This is a genomic window from Pseudomonas sp. AL10 (genome assembly GCF_029960685.1).
GTDB lineage: Bacteria > Pseudomonadota > Gammaproteobacteria > Pseudomonadales > Pseudomonadaceae > Aquipseudomonas > Aquipseudomonas lactis.
This window is the reverse complement of sequence record NZ_JASBQZ010000003.1, coordinates 242,075-263,285: the sequence shown is the minus strand read 5'-3', so window position 1 is coordinate 263,285 and position 21,211 is coordinate 242,075. Positions and strand designations below refer to the sequence as shown.

Annotated in this window: 19 protein-coding genes; 8 read left to right on the top strand and 11 right to left on the bottom strand. The window is 60.6% G+C overall.

The features are described from left to right. Positions 1 to 27 precede the first annotated feature (27 nt). The 3 genes from QK296_RS05640 to QK296_RS05630 are packed head-to-tail and all read left to right on the top strand — an operon-like array spanning position 28 to position 5,286. Positions 28 to 1,953, top strand: a complete 1,926-nt coding sequence (locus tag QK296_RS05640) for an IucA/IucC family protein (protein WP_282390699.1) — start codon at positions 28 to 30, stop codon at positions 1,951 to 1,953. Then, positions 1,943 to 3,169, top strand: a complete 1,227-nt coding sequence (locus QK296_RS05635) for an MFS transporter (protein ID WP_282390698.1) — start codon at positions 1,943 to 1,945, stop codon at positions 3,167 to 3,169. Before QK296_RS05640 ends, QK296_RS05635 begins: the two co-directional genes overlap by 11 nt. Further along, on the top strand, positions 3,166 to 5,286 hold the full coding sequence (locus QK296_RS05630; protein ID WP_003193072.1) for a TonB-dependent receptor: 2,121 nt from the start codon (positions 3,166 to 3,168) through the stop codon (positions 5,284 to 5,286). Before QK296_RS05635 ends, QK296_RS05630 begins: the two co-directional genes overlap by 4 nt. Before the next feature lie 65 nt (positions 5,287 to 5,351). On the opposite strand, the gene QK296_RS05625 is transcribed toward QK296_RS05630, so the two are convergent. From QK296_RS05625 to QK296_RS05595, 7 genes are all read right to left on the bottom strand, one after another. Next, complete coding sequence (locus QK296_RS05625; RefSeq protein ID WP_003193073.1) at positions 5,352 to 5,897, bottom strand: DUF2058 domain-containing protein; 546 nt, start codon at positions 5,895 to 5,897, stop codon at positions 5,352 to 5,354. 25 nt (positions 5,898 to 5,922) lie between these two features. Next, positions 5,923 to 6,756 carry a nucleoside triphosphate pyrophosphohydrolase gene (gene mazG / locus QK296_RS05620; protein WP_120248429.1) on the bottom strand — a complete coding sequence of 278 codons (834 nt, stop codon included), beginning with the start codon at positions 6,754 to 6,756 and terminating at the stop codon, positions 5,923 to 5,925. 154 nt (positions 6,757 to 6,910) lie between these two features. After that, complete coding sequence (relA, locus tag QK296_RS05615; RefSeq protein ID WP_003193076.1) at positions 6,911 to 9,154, bottom strand: GTP diphosphokinase; 2,244 nt, start codon at positions 9,152 to 9,154, stop codon at positions 6,911 to 6,913. 121 nt (positions 9,155 to 9,275) lie between these two features. Then, entirely contained in the window at positions 9,276 to 10,628 is a 1,353-nt protein-coding gene (gene rlmD / locus QK296_RS05610) for a 23S rRNA (uracil(1939)-C(5))-methyltransferase RlmD (protein WP_169856770.1), read from the bottom strand. Next, on the bottom strand, positions 10,628 to 11,530 hold the full coding sequence (cysM, locus tag QK296_RS05605; RefSeq protein ID WP_003193080.1) for a cysteine synthase CysM: 903 nt from the start codon (positions 11,528 to 11,530) through the stop codon (positions 10,628 to 10,630). The genes rlmD and cysM overlap by 1 nt, the downstream gene beginning before the upstream one ends. A 105-nt stretch (positions 11,531 to 11,635) precedes the next feature. Continuing rightward, positions 11,636 to 12,235 (bottom strand): DTW domain-containing protein, encoded by a 600-nt coding sequence (locus QK296_RS05600; RefSeq protein ID WP_282390697.1) that lies wholly within the window; start codon positions 12,233 to 12,235, stop codon positions 11,636 to 11,638. A gap of 7 nt (positions 12,236 to 12,242) precedes the next feature. Next, entirely contained in the window at positions 12,243 to 13,136 is an 894-nt protein-coding gene (locus tag QK296_RS05595) for a LysR family transcriptional regulator (protein ID WP_003193084.1), read from the bottom strand. A 245-nt stretch (positions 13,137 to 13,381) separates the two neighbouring features. Between QK296_RS05595 and speB the strand changes: the two genes are divergently transcribed. Together speB and QK296_RS05585 are read left to right on the top strand one after the other, a co-directional pair. Next, positions 13,382 to 14,332, top strand: a complete 951-nt coding sequence (gene speB, locus QK296_RS05590) for an agmatinase (protein ID WP_003193086.1) — start codon at positions 13,382 to 13,384, stop codon at positions 14,330 to 14,332. Between the two features lie 134 nt (positions 14,333 to 14,466). Beyond that, the gene (locus tag QK296_RS05585) at positions 14,467 to 15,849 is read left to right on the top strand and encodes a sodium:solute symporter (RefSeq protein WP_282390696.1); all 1,383 of its coding nucleotides are present in this window, start codon (positions 14,467 to 14,469) and stop codon (positions 15,847 to 15,849) included. A gap of 128 nt (positions 15,850 to 15,977) precedes the next feature. Here the strand turns inward: QK296_RS05585 and QK296_RS05580 are convergent, their stop codons facing one another. Together QK296_RS05580 and QK296_RS05575 are read right to left on the bottom strand one after the other, a co-directional pair. Continuing rightward, positions 15,978 to 16,100: a PA1414 family protein gene (locus tag QK296_RS05580; RefSeq protein WP_003193089.1), complete on the bottom strand. Its 123-nt coding sequence runs from the start codon at positions 16,098 to 16,100 to the stop codon at positions 15,978 to 15,980. Between the two features lie 142 nt (positions 16,101 to 16,242). Further along, the gene (locus QK296_RS05575; RefSeq protein ID WP_034136141.1) at positions 16,243 to 17,136 is read right to left on the bottom strand and encodes a LysR family transcriptional regulator; all 894 of its coding nucleotides are present in this window, start codon (positions 17,134 to 17,136) and stop codon (positions 16,243 to 16,245) included. Between the two features lie 104 nt (positions 17,137 to 17,240). On the opposite strand from QK296_RS05575, the gene QK296_RS05570 reads away from it, so the two are divergent. After that, a complete protein-coding gene (locus QK296_RS05570; protein WP_034136142.1) occupies positions 17,241 to 18,419 on the top strand; it encodes an MFS transporter in 1,179 nt (392 codons plus the stop codon). Here QK296_RS05570 and QK296_RS05565 read toward each other — a convergent pair. Both QK296_RS05565 and QK296_RS05560 read right to left on the bottom strand, forming a co-directional pair. After that, on the bottom strand, positions 18,363 to 18,761 hold the full coding sequence (locus tag QK296_RS05565; protein ID WP_282390695.1) for a DUF2177 family protein: 399 nt from the start codon (positions 18,759 to 18,761) through the stop codon (positions 18,363 to 18,365). The genes QK296_RS05570 and QK296_RS05565 overlap by 57 nt on opposite strands. Before the next feature lie 111 nt (positions 18,762 to 18,872). After that, positions 18,873 to 19,709, bottom strand: coding sequence for a S1-like domain-containing RNA-binding protein (locus QK296_RS05560; RefSeq protein WP_019820451.1), 837 nt, complete (start codon positions 19,707 to 19,709; stop codon positions 18,873 to 18,875). A 323-nt stretch (positions 19,710 to 20,032) separates the two neighbouring features. Between QK296_RS05560 and QK296_RS05555 the strand changes: the two genes are divergently transcribed. Beyond that, the gene (locus tag QK296_RS05555) at positions 20,033 to 20,212 is read left to right on the top strand and encodes a hypothetical protein (protein WP_003193095.1); all 180 of its coding nucleotides are present in this window, start codon (positions 20,033 to 20,035) and stop codon (positions 20,210 to 20,212) included. A gap of 212 nt (positions 20,213 to 20,424) precedes the next feature. Further along, the gene (locus tag QK296_RS05550) at positions 20,425 to 21,147 is read left to right on the top strand and encodes a TorF family putative porin (protein ID WP_003193097.1); all 723 of its coding nucleotides are present in this window, start codon (positions 20,425 to 20,427) and stop codon (positions 21,145 to 21,147) included. Positions 21,148 to 21,211 lie beyond the last annotated feature (64 nt).

Below are 21,211 nucleotides of genomic sequence, written 5' to 3'. Positions count from 1 at the left end.
AGGCTCACGAATCAGGGAATCAATTAGATGCATGGAAATAGCAGCAAGCCAGAAAACGCGTTACTGGAACGCTGGAGCGAAGCACTTGCCACTGCGCAATTTCAGGCCAGCCACATCAGCCTCCAAGCCCTGATCAACACGCTGGCACCCGCCGCCGAACGTAGCTTCCAACGCCTGATCCAAGCTTTGTTTCGTGAAAGCCTGCTGGACTCCAGCACCCTCATTTATGACGAACGTGGGCATTGCTCGCTGATACTGCCTTGCCAAGCCCGACTACGTTTCGAACATTTGCGGCCTGGCCGCATGGCAAGCTGGGACCTGCGCGGCGAAGTCATCCTGTTGCGCGAAGGCCAGCCCGAACAGAAAATCCAGTTCCCCTCACAGTTGTTGACGTTGCTTAACGCCAGCCTTGAGTCGCCTGCCGACCGGGAAGTGCTCAACCGCCTCAACGTCGAGATCGACGATAGCTTCATCAACGACACCTTGTGCCTGGCCTTCCACGAGCAATGGACGCTCAAGCTGCATGCGTCCATGGACCCGGTGCATCAAGACAATCTCTTGAGTCATCTCAAAAACAGCCCGAGCGTTATCAACCCGACTTCCGTGCTTGAGCAGTGGGGAACATTGGGTCACCCATGGCACCCCAACTACAAGACCAAGCTGGGCCTGAATACCGAGCAGGTGATCAATTATTCGCCGGAATTCGAAGCACGCTTCCCGGTGCTGCTGTGCGCACTGCATCGCCAATTTGCCCATGTCGAAAGTTTGGCCGGGACTACAGATTACTGGCAGTGGTGGAGCAACCACTTTCCACAGGCAGCGCAGCAATTAACCGCAACCCTTCAAGCACAGGGCCTCGAGGCTGGCGATTATCTGCCGTTGCCCTCCCATCCCTGGCAGGCACGCCAGGAGCTGCCTCAGCTGTTCGCCGATGCAATCGGCGACAAGCTGCTGGTGCTGACCGATATCGTCGCGTTTACCGCCCACCCCACCATGTCATTCAGAACCGTGTTGCCTGAAGGCCGTTGCGATGCGCCGATGGTCAAGCTGCCCGTGTCACTGCGCCTGACCAGTGTACAGCGCACCGTATCGCCGCGTTCAGCGCGCATGGGCCCACGGATCAGCCATTTGCTACTGAGCATCTTGGAACGCGAGCCTGCGATCCAGAACATCCTCAGCATCATTCCCGAGCGGATCGGTGTGCATTTCCAGCCGGTACCGGCCAATGACGAGCACTCCCGCCATTTGGCGGTGCTCTATCGCGACAATCCCCAGAGCCAGCTCCAGCCAGGGGAAATGGCCGTGCCAGTGGGCAGCCTGTTTGCCATTGATCAACACGGCCAGCCGCTGCTGCGCCAATGGGTGCGCCTGAGCCAAGGCAAGGATGACGCGGCGGCCATGCTCGCGTTCTTCCATGACTACGCAGCGATCACCGTGCCAGCACTGCTGGGCATGTACTTGCGTTATGGCATCGCTTTTGAGGCCCATCAGCAAAATTCCTTCATGGTGATGGCCGAAGACGGACAATTGAGCCGCCTGTTGCTGCGCGACTTCGGCGATATCCGAATCGACCGCAAAACCTTGCACGCCCACGGCCTGGACATTGAACTGCACGACCCGAAGATGACGCTGTACGACGACGCAGGTTTCGTACGGGACAAGCTGCTGCACACCGTATTCATGTGCCATCTGGGCGAGCTCATCCTGCTTGCCGCGCGCCACTTCGACATCCCCCAGGCGCTGCTCTGGAATGAACTGTCGGCACAGGTCAGCCAGTGTTTTGACGACCTGCGTTCGCAGGTTGATCCGCAGCGCTGGGCCACCGAGCGCGAAGCACTGCTGGAGCACGCGTGGCCGGCCAAGTCGTTCATGCGCATGCGCCTGCTGGAGAGTCATGCCGATATCGTCGGGCGGTTGCCTAACCCGTTGAGCGCGGCCGCCAATGCCGACTAACAACACAGCGCTGCGGCTGCTGGTGGTGATTCAGTTGGTGTCGATGGGGGCGATGGAGATGAGCGGACCGTTTTGGCCGCTGCAAATCCAGAAGCTGTTGGGCGTCGCCAATGCCCAGTACACCGGCCTGCTGTCTTCGCTGGTGTATGCCGGGCCAATGATGGCGGCGATGATCCTGACGCCTATGTGGGGAAGACTGGGCGACCGCACCGGCCATAAGCTCATGATCATCCGCGCGCTGCTGGCGTTAGCGGTGTGCCAGGCGCTGGCTGCAATTACACCTGATCCATGGTGGCTGGTGGCTATCCGTGTAGTACAAGGCGCATTGGCTGGTTTCATCGCCGCAGCCCAAGCCTACGCGCTGGCCTGCTGCGGCGACGGCGGACGGGGGCACATTCTTGCGCGGCTGCAATCAGCCACTGCCGTAGGCTCCCTGGCCGGGCCGGTGTTGGGCGGCTGGCTGATGGACATATCCGGTTTCGCATTGCTGTGCTACAGCGCCACCGCCGTCTGCCTGTTGTGCGCGATAATCAGCGCGTTCTTGCCCAGCGATTCACCACGATCCAGACCTGCCCGCCCATCGAAGCCTGTCGCACTGCCCAAAGGCTGGCTTGGCGCGATGTTGGGGATCATCGTATTGATCCAGGCGGCCAGGATGATGCCGCAACCGTTTTACGCGTTATATGTTGCCGAGGTTTTGCAGGCGCCCGCGTGGCTGATCGGCGCCAGCTACGGCGCCAGCGCCTTGACCCTGGCACTGTCCGCGCCGTTATGGGGCCGCCTGTTCGATCGACATCAACCAGCGCATACGCTGCGTATCATCGAGTGGGTCACCTGGGCCTGCGCGCTCACGCTGGCCTGCACGGCGCTGGCCAATGAGTGGTTGGGGTTCATCGCCAGCCGGCTGCTGTGGGGCGTGTGGCAGGGTGCTTTGTTGCCCGTGGCCTACACACTGATCGCCAATACCGTCGCGTCCAGCCAGCAGGGTTTCGCCCTGGGCATGGGCAACAGCGCCGCCAAAGCAGGTGCGCTGTGCGGCGCATTGATAGGCGGTATCGGCATGGGATGGGTGGGTCTGGCGCACAGCTTCTGGCTGGTCGCACTGACCTATGCATTGGCCGCCGTGAGTATCCGCGCGATCCGTTCCTATACGCGAGCGCCTGAGACACCCGATTTTTCTGTCAATACTTCTAATAACTCTGAGACAAACCCATGAATAAATCGCAATTGGCCGTTCTGCTGCCGCTTCTCGGCTCGATGAGTGCGCCCGCCTGGGCCGATCAGACAGAACAGACACCGGCAGCGCCGACCAGCCTGCAATTACAGGCAACAGTCGTATCGGCCACGCGCAGCGAAACAAGCATTGCGCAGATTCCAGGCTCGGTGCAGGTGATCAATGAAGCGCAAATCCGCCAGCAGACGGGTGCAGGACGTCGGGTCGCCGATATCCTCGGCCAATTGGTGCCTGGCATTGCGCCTTCCAGCGGCGGTATGAGCAACTTCGGCCAGACGCTTCGCGGGCGTAATACCCTGATCCTGATCGACGGGGTTTCGCAAAACGCCACCCGCGATAACTTCCGCCAGCTCAACAGCGTGGCACCAGAAAGCATCGAGCGTATCGAAGTGATCTCCGGCGCCAGCAGTGTCTACGGCGCAGGCGCCTCGGGCGGCATCATCAACATCATCACCAAACGCAACCAAGGTGAAGACCTGGCGTTCAGCAGCAAGATCGGCATGACCGCCGGCAACAACTTCAGCCACAAGGGGTTCGCTTATCAAGCGTTCCAAAGCGCCACCGGGCGCAAGGGCCCGGTGGACTGGTACCTCTCGGGCAACACCGTGCAGCGCAACGATCAGTTCGACGGTAATGGCAAGCGCATTCCCCAGGACACGTCCCAGGGCAGCAACATGGACACCGATACCTACGACCTGCAAGGTCGCTTCGGCTATGAGCTTGATGACGACAAGAAGATCAGCCTGTCGCTGCAAGACTATAAAGACGAACAAGACACTCGCTACACCAAGAACCCCCGCATCACCAGCAACGCAGTCGCCGTAAAAGGCCTGGACCTGGGCGACCAACCCTACACCCATAACCAGGCGGTCAACCTCAACTACGCCGACAAGGATTTTTACGGTCAGGGTTTGCAGGTGGAAAGTTACTGGCGGCGGGCGGATGCGCTGTTCTTCCCAGACCTGTCCCGGGGTCGGGCAGGCGTGTCAGACAACAACAGCGTGCAGGATGTCTACGGCCTGCGGGCGGCGATCGACACACAAATGCCGGACATCGGCCCGGCAACGGGCAACCTGGTATGGGGCGCGGACTACGACCATGAAACCTCACGCCAGCGTGGCGACCAATACCGGGTCAATGGCCTGACCTACACCAAAACCGGTACCACGTTCGAACTGGGTCCGGATATCGAGACCACCACCAAAGCCATCTTTGGCCAACTGTCCTACGACATCGACAACTGGACCTTGCGCGGTGGCGTACGTCGCGAATGGATTGAGAGCAAGGTCTCCGACAGCATCGCGTATGGCGAAATCGTCCAGACCGGCAACCGTGCGACACTGCCCGGTGGCACGCTCAAATACGATGACACGCTGTATAACCTCGGTGCGGTGTACCACCTGACCGACAACCAGGATGTGTTCGTCAACTTCAGCCAGGGCTTTTCCCTACCGGATATCCAGCGCTTCCTGCGTGACGTGAACAGCAAATACGATATCCAGGATCTCAATGCCCAGGCCTTGAAAGTCGACAGCTACGAGCTGGGCTGGCGTGGCGACTGGGACAAGTGGCAGGCCAGTGTCACCGCGTATGAAAACACCTCGGATGTCACCCAGTTTTATGATGCCAATGATCGTGTACTGCGCCTGATCAATCAGAAAGAACGCGTGCGTGGCGTCGAGACCGGCCTGACCTATAACATCAGCGACCAATGGTCTGTCGGCGGTACCTACGCGTACGCCAAAGGCGAGACCCAGCAGAACGGCAAGTGGATCGACTTGCCTGCCACCCGCATCTCCCCCGCCAAGACCACAGCCTTTGTCGGCTATGAACGTGACGACTACAGCCTGCGCTTGCAGGGCATGCGCCTGGCCAATTACGACGCGGCGGCCAAGGACAACAACGGTCGCGATATCCAGGGCTACACCCTGGTCGACCTGCTCGGCTCGGTAAGGCTGCCGGTAGGTCGCCTGGAAGGTGCGGTGTACAACCTCACCAACCGCAACTACCAGAACATGTTCGCCCAGGCCAATGCCCGCGCACCGTACCCGAATGCCGAGGGTCGTACCTTCAGCCTGAGTTACGCAGTGGATTGGTAACAGGCTGGTGCTGCACGTTTAAATACAAACCCCGCCATTTGGCGGGGTTTGTCGTTTTTAGCGGTTTACCACATCAGATCATCTGGGATCTGGTAAGCGGCGTACGGATCGTCCTCATCCGGCACCTGGCTTTCGGTGAGGATGTTGAGCTGCACGATACGCTCCGGAGCACGCTCCTGGATCTTCAGCGCCGCCTCGCGCGGGATCACCTCGTAGCCGCCACCGTGGTGCACGATCGCCAGGGAACCGTTGCTCAGCTTGTTACGCATCAAGGTGTTGACCGACAGGCGCTTGACCTTCTTGTCATCCACGAAGTTGTAGTAGTCCTCGGTGGTCAGCTTGGGCAGGCGCGAGGTCTCGATCAGTTGCTTGACCTGGGCAGTACGCGCCTTGGCCTCGGCTTTTTCCTGCTGCTGACGGTTCAGCTCCTGGTCACGCTTGACCTTCTCGGCCTGGGCCTCGGCGGCCAGGCGCGCCTGGGTATCATCAACTTCGGCCTGGCCTTTGTGGACCAGGCGCTGCTGTTTCTGTTTCTCTTTGCCGACCTGCTTGGCCTGCTTTTGGTTGACCAGACCTGCTTTGAGCAACTGGTCGCGAAGGGAAAGGCTCATGGTGCTTACTCACTTAGGCAACTGCTCAACCGCAGCTGGACACATTCTTTTCTTGGCGTTTGGCTTCGCCCCAGAGGGCGTCCAACTCTTCGAGGGTGCAATCTTCTATGGGTTGGTGCGTATCGCGCAATGCTTGTTCGATAAATCGGAAACGTCGTTCGAACTTGGCATTGGCACCGCGCAAGGCGGTTTCCGGGTCGACCTTGAGGTGACGCGCCAGGTTGACCGCGGCAAACAACAGGTCGCCCACTTCATCGGCGATAGCCACCGAGTCGTTATCGGCCATGGCTTCGAGCACTTCGTCCAACTCTTCGCGCACGTTATCCACCACCGGCAACGCGGATGGCCAGTCGAAACCGACCTGGCTGGCGCGCTTTTGCAATTTGGCCGCGCGGGACAACGACGGTAAGGCGGTGGGCACATCATCGAGCAGGGAGAGTTGCTCGGGAGCGTCGGACTTTTCTGCGCGCTCCTCGGCCTTGATCTGCTCCCAGCGCTCCTTGACCTGTTCTTCGCTCAACTGCGGGATATCCAGCGGTGCGTACAGGTCGCCCGTTGGGAACACGTGAGGATGCCGGCGAATCAACTTACGGGTGATGCTGTCGATCACGCCGGCAAATTCGAAGCGCCCTTCTTCCCGGGCCAGTTGGCTGTAATACACCACCTGGAACAGCAGATCGCCCAACTCGCCTTGCAGATGATCAAAGTCGCCGCGCTCGATGGCGTCGGCCACTTCGTAGGCTTCTTCCAGCGTGTGCGGGACGATGGTGGCGTAGGTTTGCTTGATGTCCCACGGGCAGCCGTATTGCGGGTCGCGCAGGCGGCTCATCAGGTGCAGCAGGTCTTCGAGTGAATACATCGTATCTCTTTCCGCTGAAAATCCAATGTGGGCGCTGGCTTGCCTGCGATGCTCGCGACTCGGTGCTTCAGTTAAACCGAGGTGATGCTATCGCAGGCAAGCCAGCTCCCACATGAAGCAGCTAACACAATTCAGTTCGCGCCCATCCAGCTATTCATGGTGTGCGGTTGCGCCGGGTTTCGATGATGTTCGGCAACTGGGAAATCCGCCCCAGCAACCGCCCGAGTGCGTCCAACCCCGGAATCTCGATGGTCAACGACATCAACGCAGTGTTGTCTTCCTTGTTCGAACGGGTGTTGACCGCCAGCACGTTGATCCGCTCATTGAGCAGCACTTGCGAGACGTCACGCAGCAGGCCGGAACGGTCGTAGGCACGGATGATGATGTCCACCGGATAAGTGAGCACCGGCACCGGGCCCCAGCTGACCTGGATGATCCGCTCCGGTTCGCGCCCGCCCAACTGCAGCACCGAGGCGCAATCCTGGCGGTGAATGCTCACGCCACGGCCCTGGGTGATGTAGCCGACAATGGCGTCGCCCGGCAGTGGCTGGCAGCAGCCGGCCATTTGCGTCATCAGGTTACCCACGCCCTGGATCTGAATATCGCCGCGCTTGCCCGGCTTGTAGCCCGTGGCTTTGCGCGGGATCAGCTCCAGCTGTTCGTTGCCGCGCTCCGGCTCGACCAGTTGCTGGGCCAGGTTGACCAGTTGCGCCAGGCGCAGGTCACCCGCACCGAGGGCGGCGAACATGTCTTCGGCGATCTTCATGTTGGCCTTTTCGGCCAGCTTGTCGAAGTCCACCTGAGGCAGGCCCAGGCGCGCCAGTTCGCGTTCAAGCAAGGTCTTGCCGGCGGCAACGTTCTGGTCACGCGCCTGCAGCTTGAACCAGTGGACGATCTTCGCCCGCGCCCGCGAGGTGGTGATGTAGCCCAGGTTAGGGTTCAGCCAGTCGCGGCTCGGCGTGCCGTGCTTGCTGGTGATGATCTCGACCTGTTCACCGGTTTGCAGGCTGTAGTTGAGCGGCACGATGCGCCCGTTGATCTTGGCGCCGCGGCAGTTATGGCCGATTTCGGTGTGCACGCGGTAGGCGAAGTCCAGCGGCGTGGCGCCCTTGGGCAAGTCAATAGCGTGGCCGTCAGGCGTGAAGATATAGACCCGGTCCGGCTCGATATCCACCCGCAGTTGTTCGGCCAGGCCGCCGATGTCGCCGAGCTCCTCGTGCCATTCCAGCACTTGGCGCAGCCAGGAAATTTTCTCTTCGTACTGGTTGGACCCGGCCTTGACGTCGGTGCCCTTGTAGCGCCAGTGCGCACACACCCCCAGCTCGGCCTCTTCGTGCATGGCGTGGGTGCGGATCTGCACTTCCAGCACCTTGCCTTCAGGGCCGATTACCGCCGTGTGCAGCGAGCGATAGCCGTTTTCCTTGGGGTTGGCGATGTAGTCGTCGAATTCCTTGGGAATGTGCCGCCACAGCGTGTGGACGATACCCAGCGCGGTGTAGCAGTCGCGCATTTCCGGCACGAGCACGCGCACCGCACGCACGTCGTAGATCTGGCTGAAGGCCAGGCCCTTGCGCTGCATTTTGCGCCAGATGGAATAGATATGCTTGGCGCGGCCGCTGATGTCGGCGTCCACGCCAGTGGCTTGCAACTCCGAACGCAACTGGCCCATCACGTCGCTGATAAAGCGCTCGCGGTCCAGGCGCCGTTCGTGCAGCAGCGTAGCGATCTGTTTGTACTGGTCGGGTTCCAGGTAGCGGAAGGACAAATCCTCCAGCTCCCACTTGATATGGCCGATGCCCAGGCGATGGGCCAGCGGCGCGTAGATGTCGAAGACTTCGCGGGCCACGCGGTTGCGCTTTTCGTCATCAGCGGTCTTCACCGCCCGGATCGCGCAGGTGCGTTCGGCCAGCTTGATCAGGGCGACGCGTACGTCGTCGACCATCGCCACCAGCATTTTGCGCAGGTTCTCTACCTGGCCCTGGGTGCCCAGCACCATCGACTGGCGCGGGCTGAGACTGGCGCTGATGGCCGCCATGCGCAGCACGCCGTCGATCAGCTTGGCCACCACCGCGCCGAAACGCTGGCTGACCAGCGGCAACGCAATGTGCCCTTCGCGCACGCCGCGATAGAGCACGGCGGCGATCAGCGAATCCTGGTCCAGCTTGAGATCGGCCAGGATCTCGGCGATTTCCAGGCCAGTGCGAAAACTTGAAGTGCCTTCGGCCCACAGGTTCTTGGCCGCATTGTCTTGCTGTTCAGACTCACGAGCGAACTCGCAGGCTGCTTTCAAGGCTTCACGGTCCAGTGCCGGGTCGACACTGACGGCATGATCCAGCCATGCCTCGAGATTGATACTGCCGTCGGTGTTGATCGGCTGGTGTGCTCTCACCTGTACCATCTTGCTTACCTTCCCTACGACGCACCTTCGATGCGCCAAAATCATCGCCGACTTTTACTGCGAGCTCCGTGGCAGTGTTCAGGCCCTGGAGAACGCAGGCCAGTCGGATTAAACGGGCATCCTAGCCCGCTTCAAATAACGCCATGGCCTCGACATGCGCGGTCTGCGGAAACATGTCGAGGATCCCGGCACGCTTTAGCCGGTAGCCTTGCTTGACCAACTCAACCGTGTCCCGCGCCAGCGTGGCTGGGTTGCAGGACACATACACCAGGCGCTTGGCCCCCAAGGCTGCAAGTTTGCGCACAACCTCCAGGGCACCATCGCGGGGTGGGTCCAAGAGTACCGCAGAAAAGCCCTGTTTGGCCCATTCTGCGTCAGTCAAAGGCTGGGACAAATCCGCCTGAAAAAACTGTGCGTTATGCAAATGGTTGCTGACGGCATTGAGCGCCGCACGGTCCACCATGGCCTGCACGCCCTCCACCGCCACCACTTCGCGCACATTGCGAGCCAGTGGCAGGGCAAAGTTGCCCAGGCCGCAAAACAGGTCCAGTACCCGTTCGTCGGCTTGTGGCGCCAGCCAATGCAGCGCTTGGGCGACCATCGCCTGGTTGACCCCGGCATTGACCTGCACAAAGTCGCCCGGTCGGTACGCCAGCTCCAAGTCCCAGGCATCCAAACGAAAGCCCAGGGCCTGACCCGGCTCAACGGGCTCCGGCTGCCCTTCCCCGTGCAGCCACAATTGGGCGTCATGGAAGGTGCAGAATTCCTTGAGGATCTGCAGGTCAGCCTCGGACAACGGCGCCATATGCCGCAGCAACACGGCGATGGACGAACCGCTGAACAACTCGACATGCCCCAACGCCTGCGGTTTGCTCAAGCGACGCAGCATCGCTGGCAAACGCTGCATGATCGGTTGCAAGGCCTGTACCAGCACCGGGCAATCATCGATAGCGACGATGTCTTGGCTGGCCACGGCGCGAAAACCCACTTCGAGTTGCTTCGCCTTGGCGTCCCAACGCACGGCTACGCGGGCGCGGCGCCGATAACCGAACTCCGGCCCGCTCAACGGCGCGGCCCACTCTTGCGGTTCGACACCTGCCACCCGCGACAGTTGCTCGGCGAGCATGCGCTGTTTCAGGGCAAGTTGCTGGTCATGAGGCAGATGCTGCACGCTGCAGCCGCCACAGCGGCCAACATGAGCGCAGGGCGCAGGGCGCCGCAGCTCACTCGCCTGGAACACCCGCTCGGTGCGCGCCTCGACCACTTTGCCATGGGCGCCCAACACCCGTGCTTCCACCTCTTCGCCGGCCAACGCACCATTCACAAACCAGGTGCGGCCCTCAAAGAACACGATGCCCCGGCCGTCATTGGCCAGGCGCTCGATGGTCAGGCGCTGTTTCTTGCCCACGGGTATCTGTGGGGCCCGGCTGCCGCCCGTCGGTTGGAAGCGCAGGCCTCTCTCGTGCTTGGCCATCAGTTGGGTTCGTCGAAAATGCCGGTCGACAGGTAACGGTCGCCTCGGTCACAGATGATCGCGACGATCACCGCGTTTTCCACTTCTTTGGACAAGCGCAACATACCGGCCACCGCGCCACCGGAGGACACGCCACAGAAGATGCCTTCCTCACGGGCCAGGCGCCGGGTGGTGTCTTCGGCTTCGCGCTGGGCCATGTCGATGATGCGGTCTACCCGCGTGGCGTTGTAGATCTTCGGCAAATACTCTTCGGGCCAACGACGAATACCCGGGATGGCCGCGCCTTCCATCGGTTGCAAGCCGACGATCTGGATCGCCGGGTTCTGCTCCTTGAGGTAGCGCGAGTTGCCCATGATGGTACCGGTGGTACCCATGGAGCTGACGAAGTGAGTGATGGTGCCCTGCGTCTGGCGCCAGATCTCCGGGCCGGTGCTGGTGTAGTGCGCCTCGGGGTTGTCGCCGTTGGCGAACTGATCGAGCACCACGCCACGGCCTTCGGCGGCCATGCGCTCGGCAAGATCGCGGGCGCCTTCCATGCCTTCTTCCTGGGTAACCAAGATGAGTTGGGCGCCATACGCGGTCATCGCCGCCTTGCGCTCGGCGCTGCCGTTGTCGGGCATGATCAACACCATTTTGTAGCCCTTGATCGCCGCGGCCATGGCCAGGGCGATCCCGGTGTTACCCGAGGTGGCTTCGATCAGGGTGTCGCCGGGCTTGATCTGCCCACGCAACTCGGCGCGGGCGATCATCGACAGCGCCGGGCGGTCTTTGACCGAGCCGGCCGGGTTGTTGCCCTCAAGTTTGAGCAACAGGGTATTGCTGGTTTCACCCGCCATGCGTTGCAAGCGGACCAGGGGCGTGTTGCCGACGCAATCGGCGATTGTTGGGTACTGCAAGGTCATGGCGTATTCGCAATCCAGACTGCGGGGCGCACATCATACCGGGAAAGGCCGGCGGGCCATATCACGCAAAGTGCGGTGCTTATGGCTTAAAGGCATAAGCAGCGTTTATGTCGGGTCGCTATGATTACGCTGGAAAACTTCAGCGCCCATCGCGGCAATCTGCCCTTCGATCAGCGCTTCAAAGGGTTTGAGCAGTGGCTCAAACGATGTTGGCGCTTCCAGCACTTGCAACGCTTGCGTGATCGCTTCGACCGTCGATAAGGCGCCAGGCCCCGGCGCCTTGCGCAAGCGATAGCGGGAAACACCGCCGTCGGCCAATGTCACCCGGGGCAGCGCCGCCAACAAAGGGTTGAGGTGCAACAGCTTGCGTGCCTTGCGCCAGGTGCCATCGGGAACCACTAACAGCAGTGGCTGATCGTCAGGTGCGTAGGCGTGCAGCGGCTCGGCGTCATCCGCCGGGAACAACAGGCGTGCTCGATAGCCAGGCGGGTTCAATAGCATAGGCAGATCATCAAACACCTCCCCCACCACCAACTGCGCGTTGTTCAGGCCCAACGCCGCCAACCGCGCAGTATTGAGCGCATGGCCGACCTCGCTCGGGTGCTGCAACAGCAACACGCGGGTGCGGCTGTCGAGGTGGGGGATCAGCGCACAGAGGCAGTGCGTGGTCGGGCGCAGGCAGCGCGGGCAGTGGGGTCGGGACATGGTGTTTTCAGGCCTGGTTGAGCTGGGTCTTGAGCAAATCGCGAAAAGTCTGGATCAGTGGCTCGCGGCTGCGGCCACGGCGCATGATCATCGAAAACGGCGCCTGGTAACCGAAGGTGGCTGGCAGCAAAACGCGCAGGTCGCCCTTGTCCGCCCAGGCCTGGGCGTAGTGCTCCGGCAGGTAGCCAATATAAGCGCCCGACAACACCAGAATCAGCTGCGCCTCCATACTTTCCACCGTCGCAGCGCTGTGCTTGAAGCCGTGGCGCGCCAGCTCGGCCTGGCTCCAGTAACCTCGCCCGACCATGCGTTGCTGGGTGATCACTTGTTCCGGGATGCGCCGCTCGTTGAACAAAGGATGTCGGGTGCTGCAATACAGCCAGTGCTGTTCGCGGTACAGCGGCATGTAGATCAGCCCGCTCATGCGGTTGGAAAACGCGCCGATGGCCAGGTCCAGGCGGTTGTCCTGCACCCCCAGTTGCAATTCGTAGGGGCTCATCACCGACAGGTGCAAATGCACTGCCGGGTGCTCCAGGCTGTAGGCGCCAATCACTTCAGCGAACGGCAAGGCCTTGTCGCTGACGGTGGAGTCGAGCACCCCGAGTTTGAGGGTGCCGCGCAATTCGCCTTTCAACGCAGCGGCGTATTGCTCGAAACCTTCGAGTTCGCCCAACAGGCGCAAGGTTTCCTGATGAAACAGCTCGCCCTTGCTGGTCAGGCTGAAGCCGCCACGGCCGCGATGGCACAGCACCAGACCCAAGGCCGATTCGAGTTGGCTCATGTAGGTGCTGATGGCCGACGTCGACAGGTTAAGTTCGTGCTGGGCGCTGGCAAACCCTTGATGGCGTACGACGCTGACGAAGATGCGCAGGAGTTTCAGGTCGGGCAAGGCGTTGGCCATGGGGGGCTCCAGGGGGGCACACTAAAATTGTGGGAGCTGGCTTGCCTGCGATGGCGCTGTATCAGCCACCCGGTCTATCCCTGACAGACCGCCATCGCAGGCAAGCCAGCTCCCACATTTGGATGGAGTTTACCCCAGGCTTTAGTTTAGAAAAATCTGAACTAAGTATTTGCCTCTGCCGATTCTTCCTACGCCAGGCTTTTCGCAGAATCGGCCCCTGACAACTAAAACAACGAGGCAATCCCGTGGACAAGATTCTCCACCAACCACTGGGCGGCAACGAAATGCCGCGCTTCGCCGGCATCGCCACCATGATGCGTCTTCCCCACCTGCAAACGGCCAAGGGCCTGGATGCTGCCTTTATCGGCGTACCCCTGGATATCGGCACCTCGCTGCGCGCCGGTACGCGCTTCGGCCCTCGGGAAATCCGCGCCGAATCGGTGATGATCCGGCCCTATAACATGGCCACCGGCGCCGCCCCGTTCGACTCACTGTCAGTGGCCGATATCGGCGACGTGGCGATCAATACCTTTAACCTGCTCGACGCGGTGCGCATCATCGAAGAGGCCTACGATGAGATTCTCGAGCACGACGTCATCCCCCTGACCCTGGGCGGCGACCACACCATCACCCTGCCGATCCTGCGGGCGATCCACAAAAAACATGGCAAGGTCGGGCTGGTGCATATCGATGCCCACGCCGACGTCAACGACCATATGTTCGGCGAGAAAATTGCCCACGGCACCACCTTCCGCCGCGCCGTGGAAGAAGGCTTGCTCGATTGCGACCGCGTGGTGCAGATCGGCTTGCGTGCCCAGGGGTATACCGCCGAAGACTTCAACTGGAGCCGTAAGCAAGGCTTTCGCGTGGTCCAGGCCGAAGAATGCTGGCATCACTCCCTGGCGCCGCTGATGGCCGAAGTGCGAGAAAAAGTCGGCGGCGGCCCGGTGTACCTGAGCTTCGACATCGATGGCATCGACCCCGCCTGGGCGCCCGGCACCGGCACCCCGGAAATCGGCGGGCTGACCACCATCCAGGCCATCGAAATCATCCGCGGCTGCCAGGGCCTCGATCTGATTGGTTGCGACTTGGTAGAAGTGTCGCCGCCCTACGACACCACCGGCAACACCTCGCTGCTGGGCGCCAACTTGCTGTACGAGATGCTCTGCGTACTGCCTGGCGTCGCGCATCGCTGATACAGCGTCTTCACATTAACAATCAAGGGGATCTAACAGGTCCCCACAACGATGTACCTGACTTTCGCTCGCGTGTTTACCGAGCCAGCTGCCGCCTGATCGCCCATAAAAAATATAATCGGAGAACCGCCGTCATGGCTTTGGATTTATTCGTCGTACTCATCTACGCCGCCGGCATGCTGGTGCTCGGCTACTACGGCATGCGTCGCGCCAAGACCCACGAAGACTACCTGGTCGCCGGCCGTAACCTCGGCCCGTCCCTGTACATGGGCACCATGGCCGCCACGGTACTAGGCGGTGCCTCCACCGTCGGCACCGTGCGCCTGGGGTATGTGCATGGTATTTCGGGTTTCTGGCTGTGCGCCGCACTCGGCGCGGGCATCATTGCCCTGAACCTGTTCCTGGCCAAGCCCCTGTTGAAGCTGAAAATCTTCACCGTCACCCAGGTCCTGGAAAAACGCTATAACCCCATGGCCCGCCAGGCCAGCGCGGTGATCATGCTGGCCTACGCGCTGATGATCGGCGTGACCTCGATCCTGGCCATCGGCACCGTGCTGCAAGTGCTGTTCGACCTGCCGTTCTGGATGTCGGTACTGGTGGGCGGCGGCGTGGTGGTGGTGTATTCGACCATCGGTGGCATGTGGTCGCTGACCCTCACCGATATTGTGCAATTTGTGATCAAGACCGTCGGTCTGATGTTCATCCTCTTGCCGATCTGCCTGTACCGCGTCGGTGGCTGGGATGAGCTGGTGGCCAAGCTGCCGACGTCGAACTTCAGCTTCACCGCGATCGGCTGGGACACGATCATCACCTACTTCATGATCTACTTCTTCGGCATCCTGATCGGCCAGGATATATGGCAACGGGTGTTCACCGCCCGTGACGAAAAGGTCGCCCAGTACGCAGGCACTTTCGCCGGCTTCTATTGCATCCTGTACGGCCTGGCCTGTGCGCTGATCGGCATGGCCGCCCATGTGCTGATCCCGGACCTGGACAACGTCAACAATGCCTTCGCCGCGATCGTCAAAGCTTCGCTGCCGGACGGCATTCGCGGCCTGGTCATCGCCGCCGCGCTGGCCGCCATGATGTCCACCGCCAGCGCCGGCCTGCTCGCCGCCTCCACCGTGTTGACCGAAGACCTGCTGCCCCGCCTGCGCGGCGGCAAGGCGTCGAGCCTGCGTATCAACCGCCTGTTTACCCTGTTGACCGGCATTGCCGTGCTGGGCATCGCGTTAGTGGTGAACGATGTGATCAGCGCCCTGACCCTGGCCTATAACCTGTTGGTGGGCGGCATGTTGGTGCCCTTGATCGGCGCGATCTTCTGGAAACGCGCGACGACCTCGGGCGCAATCACCTCCATGAGCCTGGGCTTTGTGACCGCGCTGGTATTCATGTTCAAGGATGGGCTGGATGCAAACACACCGATCTACTACAGCCTGGCGGTGGCGCTGGCGAGCTTTGTGCTGGTGAGCTTGCTGTCGCGTCGGCCGGCCAAGGTGGCGGCTGCGGCGGTTTAAGCTATAACAGGGACGGGGATATTTTCTTCAGCGGGCGCGACGTCGGAGGTCGCGCCCGTTTTTTTCGCCTGATAGAAAGTAATTGTGGGAGCGGGCTTGCTCGCTCCCACATTTTTTGGACCGCGTGATTAGCGGCGACGTGGCCGACGCTGCTCGTCATCCGTGCGGATCGGCACCGGTTGCAGTGGAGGCTCGATCAAGCCCAATGCAACGCCAAGGTCGTGGAGCCAGTTTTGGATTTTCTCTTTCATGATTGCCCCCTTTGAGGGTAGTGCTGGCCGGCGTGAGTTCTGTCGCCGTTTCCTACAGTGATAGTAGCCCTAAGTCCTAGGTAATGCTTGAAGGAAACCACAACGAACTATTACTGAATTGATCCGAATCCTGACGGATCGTTCAAGCAATGGCACGTGTGTCTTGCACGCATCGCGGATTGCCGTCTTGCTGCAGGTCGATCCATGCATTGAGGTTAGCGCCGAGCATACCCTTTCGCCACATCAGCCAGGTGGTCGCAGTGGCAAAAGGCCCGGTCAGCGGATGAACGGACACGCTGTCCTTGCCGGGCAGGCTGTCGAGCATGGATTCAGACATCAACGCCACGCCGGAACCTGCAATCACGCAGGCGAGCATGCCTTGGTAGGACTCGATCTCGATGGCTCGCCCCATCGCCACACGCTCGTGGGAAAACCAGGTTTCCAGGCGCGTGCGGTAGGCGCAACTGCGCCGGAACGTGAACACCGCACGGCCCGCCACATCCTGGGGGCCACGCACCGGCGGGTGATCGGCCTCGCAAATCAGCACCAGGCGCTCTTCGCACAGCGGTACGCCATCCAGGGTGGCGATGGTCAGCGGGCCGTCGACAAAGGCTGCGTCCAGGCGCCCGGTAATCAGCCCTTCCAGCAACTCCCCACTGGGCGCCGACTGCACCTGCAGGTTCACCATGGGGTAAGTCTTGTGATAGCGCGCCAGCAGCTTTGGCAAATGAACCGCGGCGGTGCTGTACATGCTGCCCAAGACGAAGTCACCGGCCGGCTGCCCGCCTTGTACCGCGCCGTGGGCTTCGTCGTGCAGCGCCAGCAGGCGGGTGCTGTAATCCAGCAGTACTTTGCCCGCCGGAGAAAGCTGCAAACGCTGGCGCTCGCGCACGAACAGATCGACGCCCAGTTGCTCTTCCATTTGTTTAAGCCGGGTCGACAGGTTGGAGGGCACGCGGTGCAGGCGCTCAGCGGCGCGGGTGATGGAGCCCTCTTCCGCCACGGCCTGGAAAATGCGCAATTGACTGAACTCCATTACTTTCTCCAAAAATGAACAAGTTACTCACTATTATTCAATTTTACAGAAAGTCAATCCGTCTTAGCCTGCAAGGCATTCGCTTCTTTGCAGGAAACCTGAATATGTCCCCGCTGATTCGTTTACTCGCCAGCTTCGTCGCCCTGATGATGGCCATGGGCATTGGCCGCTTCGCCCTGACTCCGCAAATGCCGCATTTGCTCAGTGAAGGCCAGATCGACCTGACCGGCGCCGGCCTGCTCGCTGCCGCCAATTACCTGGGTTATTTCGTCGGCGCGGTGGACTCGATCTTTGCCCGTAGCCATCAGCATGTGCGCGGGCGCCTCTACGGCGGGTTGTGGCTGTGCGTATTGCTGACCCTGGCGTCCTACTGGGCTAACGGGTTCTGGCCGCATGTGCTGCTGCGCTTCGGCACCGGGGTCGCCAGTGCGTGGGCTCTGGTGATGATTACCAGCCTGAGCCAACCACTGGCGATTGCCGCCGGCCGTCCACGCCTGGGTGCGCTGGTGTTTGCAGGGCCGGGGTTGGGGATTGTGCTGACGGGGCTGCTGGCGCTGGTTTCCAACCTATTGGGGCAAAGCTCTGCAACGCTGTGGTTGCTCTACGGGACGGTGGCGCTGGTGATGTTGCTGGCGATCCTGCCATTTTTACCCAAGCCGGCCATCACTGTTACACAGGCCGCCAGCGCGGGGAGCAACGGCAGCATCGCGCACCTGTGCTGGATTTATTTCTTGTTCGGCCTGGGCTACATCATCCCGGCGACCTTTCTGTCGCAGATGGCCAGCGCTCAATTCCACGGGGCCTGGCAGGCCGATCTGTTCTGGCCCTACTTTGGCCTGGCGGCCGCGCTGGGAGTGGGGGTGGCCAGCCTGCGCCGCAAGCACCCGAATACCACCCGTCACTGGCTAATGGCGACTTTATGGCTGCAAGCGGCTGGGGTGTTCGCCTGCCTGCTTGGCAATGGCTGGGGCTTGGCGCTGGGCGTGTTGCTGTGCGGTGCGCCCTTTCTGGCCTGCATGCAACTGGTGATGGCGCGGCTCAGAGAAGTCGCGCCCCATGGCTACCAACGCAGCACGGGGTTGCTGACCGCCAGCTTCGCCGTCGGCCAATTGAGCGGGCCACTATTGGCGTCGGTCAGCAGCCATCTCAGTGGCGGCCTGCAACCGGCATTGGTCGTTGCCGGTACCGGGTTGTTATTAGGCGGTTCAGTACTGATCAACCGCCCTCTACCGCCGCAGCCGATTTGCACACAAGTGGCCAACAGTGCAGCTAATGGCGGTTAGGCACGTGCCCCACGCCATGTCCATCAGCGCCAACCCAGCGGACCAGCCTTGAAGCGTGGCCCAGTTGCTCAAGTCATAGGTGCCATAGGCCACCAGGCCAAGCAAGGCGCCCAAACGCGCAGCGCGCTGCCAACTGGCGCTGGGCAAGACCACCAATACTACGCAACCGAGGACATAAAGGAGATAGAACAATACCGCAGGCAGCAGGCGTGGCTGATCAAGCATCAGCGCGCCGAGCAGGGATTTGTAGGTGGAGCCCATGAGCACGCCGAGCCAGAGGCCGTCGAGGACCAGGAAGGCGAGCAAGGTGCCGAGGTAGGCAAAAACCGTTCTTTTCGACATGACACAACCCTGTAGGAGCGAGCTTGCTCGCGAAAAACGTACATCCGACGCCACACTGCGCCTGGAATATTTTCGCGAGCAAGCTCGCTCCTACAGGAGAGCAGCCTGTACTCAGCTTAGTTCAATGCGGTCCGCATGAATCACGATCTGCCCTTGCTTGTAGAGCGCACCAATGGCCTTCTTGAAGTTGCCCTTGCTCACGCCGAACAAGTTGCTGATCACCGCCGGGTCGCTTTTGTCGCTGACCGGCAGGGTGCCGTTGTTGTCGCGCAACTTCGCGAGGATCTTCGAGTTCAGGCTGGAGGCCGCTTCCTGGCCCACCGGTTGCAGGCTCAGGCTGATGTTGCCATCGGCGCGGATCTCTTTGATGAAACCCTTCTCTTCCTTACCCGGACGCAGGAACTTGAACACTTCGTTCTTGTGGATCAGGCCCCAGTGCTTGTTGTTGATGATCGCCTTGAAGCCCATGTCGGTGGCTTCGGCCACCAGCAGGTCGACTTCCTGGCCCACCTGGTAGTTGGCTGGCGTCTTGTCCAGGTAACGGTCAAGGCGAGCGGTGGCGGTGATGCGCTTGGTGTGCTTGTCGAGGTAGACGTGCACCACGCAATACTCACCTGCGGTCAGCTGGCGTTTTTCTTCCGAATACGGCAGCAGCAGATCCTTGGGCAAACCCCAATCAAGGAACACGCCAATGCTGTTGACTTCCACAACTTTCAAACTGGCAAATTCACCGACTTGAACTTTGGGTTTTTCGGTGGTGGCGATAAGTTTGTCATCGCTGTCCAGATAAATGAAAACGTTGAGCCAGTCTTCATCTTCACTGGGAATATCTTTAGGGATATACCGATTAGGCAAGAGGATTTCCCCATCTTGCGCACCATCGAGGTACAAACCAAAGTTAGTGTGCTTGACCACTTGCAAGCTGTTGTAGCGCCCGACTAAAGCCATTTCCAATACCCTCATTGCGTGGGCGGCATTCTACCCGAGTTGGGCCCTGCACGCGCGCGCGCCTGAAAAATCGCGGGCTGGCATGGCGTTCCAATGGCAGCGCCCCACTCGTCTGATCGTTCGGTTCACTTTGAGCAGGCCATCAGCGGGCCACCCGGCCTGTGGTTTCCAGCTAAAACAGTAAGTTAGCGCTTTATTTCGGCGTTGAACTTCGGCTATTTCCAGCGCTGGATATTAATCCTGAGGGATATTTGCCAAGCAATTGTCAAGTATTTCCTGTACGATGCCTGGCCAAGTTAATTTTCTACAGGTTAGTGGCCGCCATGCGTGTAAAAGCATCCAACAGCAAAGCAAAGCCAGCTCCCGCCGTTGAAACCAGCGAATCGATCAATAGCCAGATTGCTGCGTTCCTCAAGTCCGGCGGCGAAATCCAGCAAATTGCCAAGGGCGTGAGCGGCCAGACTTTCGGCCCGTCCAAGCAGATCAGCCTGGGCAAGAAGTAATAGTCATACCCTCGCACTGTATCTGGTCCCTAAGCGTCTTGCCTTCAAGGCGCTAGGACTAGAGTTGCAACCCCCTCCCAACACCTTCAATACGCAGCTAATCGACGAACGGGCCTCAACGCCTGGCATTCGCCGGTATCCTTGCACACGTCTAGCACGGGCATCCGCCTGAATCTTTCCGTTACTGCTCCTCGCTTTTCATGGAGTGAAGCATGCTTAAACGCTGTATTGTCGTGGTCAGCCTCCTGGTCGCCAGCCCTTTGGCCCAAGCGCATATCTTCCAGCGTGAACTGGGTGACTTCGACCTGAAATTAGGCACCACCCCCACCCGCACCATGGCCCAGGGCCTGGTCAAGCCGACCGCCCCTGGCAGCGACTCGTTCCACGGTGGCCTGGACCTTACCCACGATAGCGGCCTGTATTTCGGCCAGTTTTCCCCGAACATGGGCCTGTCGTCGGCCAATAACCTTGAAGTCGACTCCTACATGGGCTTCAAGCGTCCGTTCGACCAGACCCTGGGCTACGAAGTCGGCTTGATCCACTACAGCTACCCCAAGGTCAGCCCCCTCGATAGCCAGGAGTTCTACGGTGGGCTGAACCTGTTGGGCAACCGCTTTGGCGTGTCTTTCAGCAACGACCCCGACCGCCAGGACAGTACCCTGTTCGCCGACCTGGGCGGCACCCAGCCTTTTGGCATCGGCGTCAGCATGAAGTACACCACCCATCAACTGGGCACACCGGTCTCGGTAGAGAACGGCGCCATCAGCAGTTTCAGCGATTGGTCGGTGCAATTTTCCCGGGCCTGGAAAGGCATTGACCTGGACTTGATCTACAGCGGCTCCAGCCTCAGCGGCAGTGACTGCTCGGCCTACTCTGGACACAATTCGCAATGTGATGGGCTGTTGACCTTGAAGGCTGCACGGTCGTTTTATTGATGGGCTGAACTGTCGCACCCCGCGCAGGTTCACATGCATTAACGCCCTCCATGCAAGGACCTGC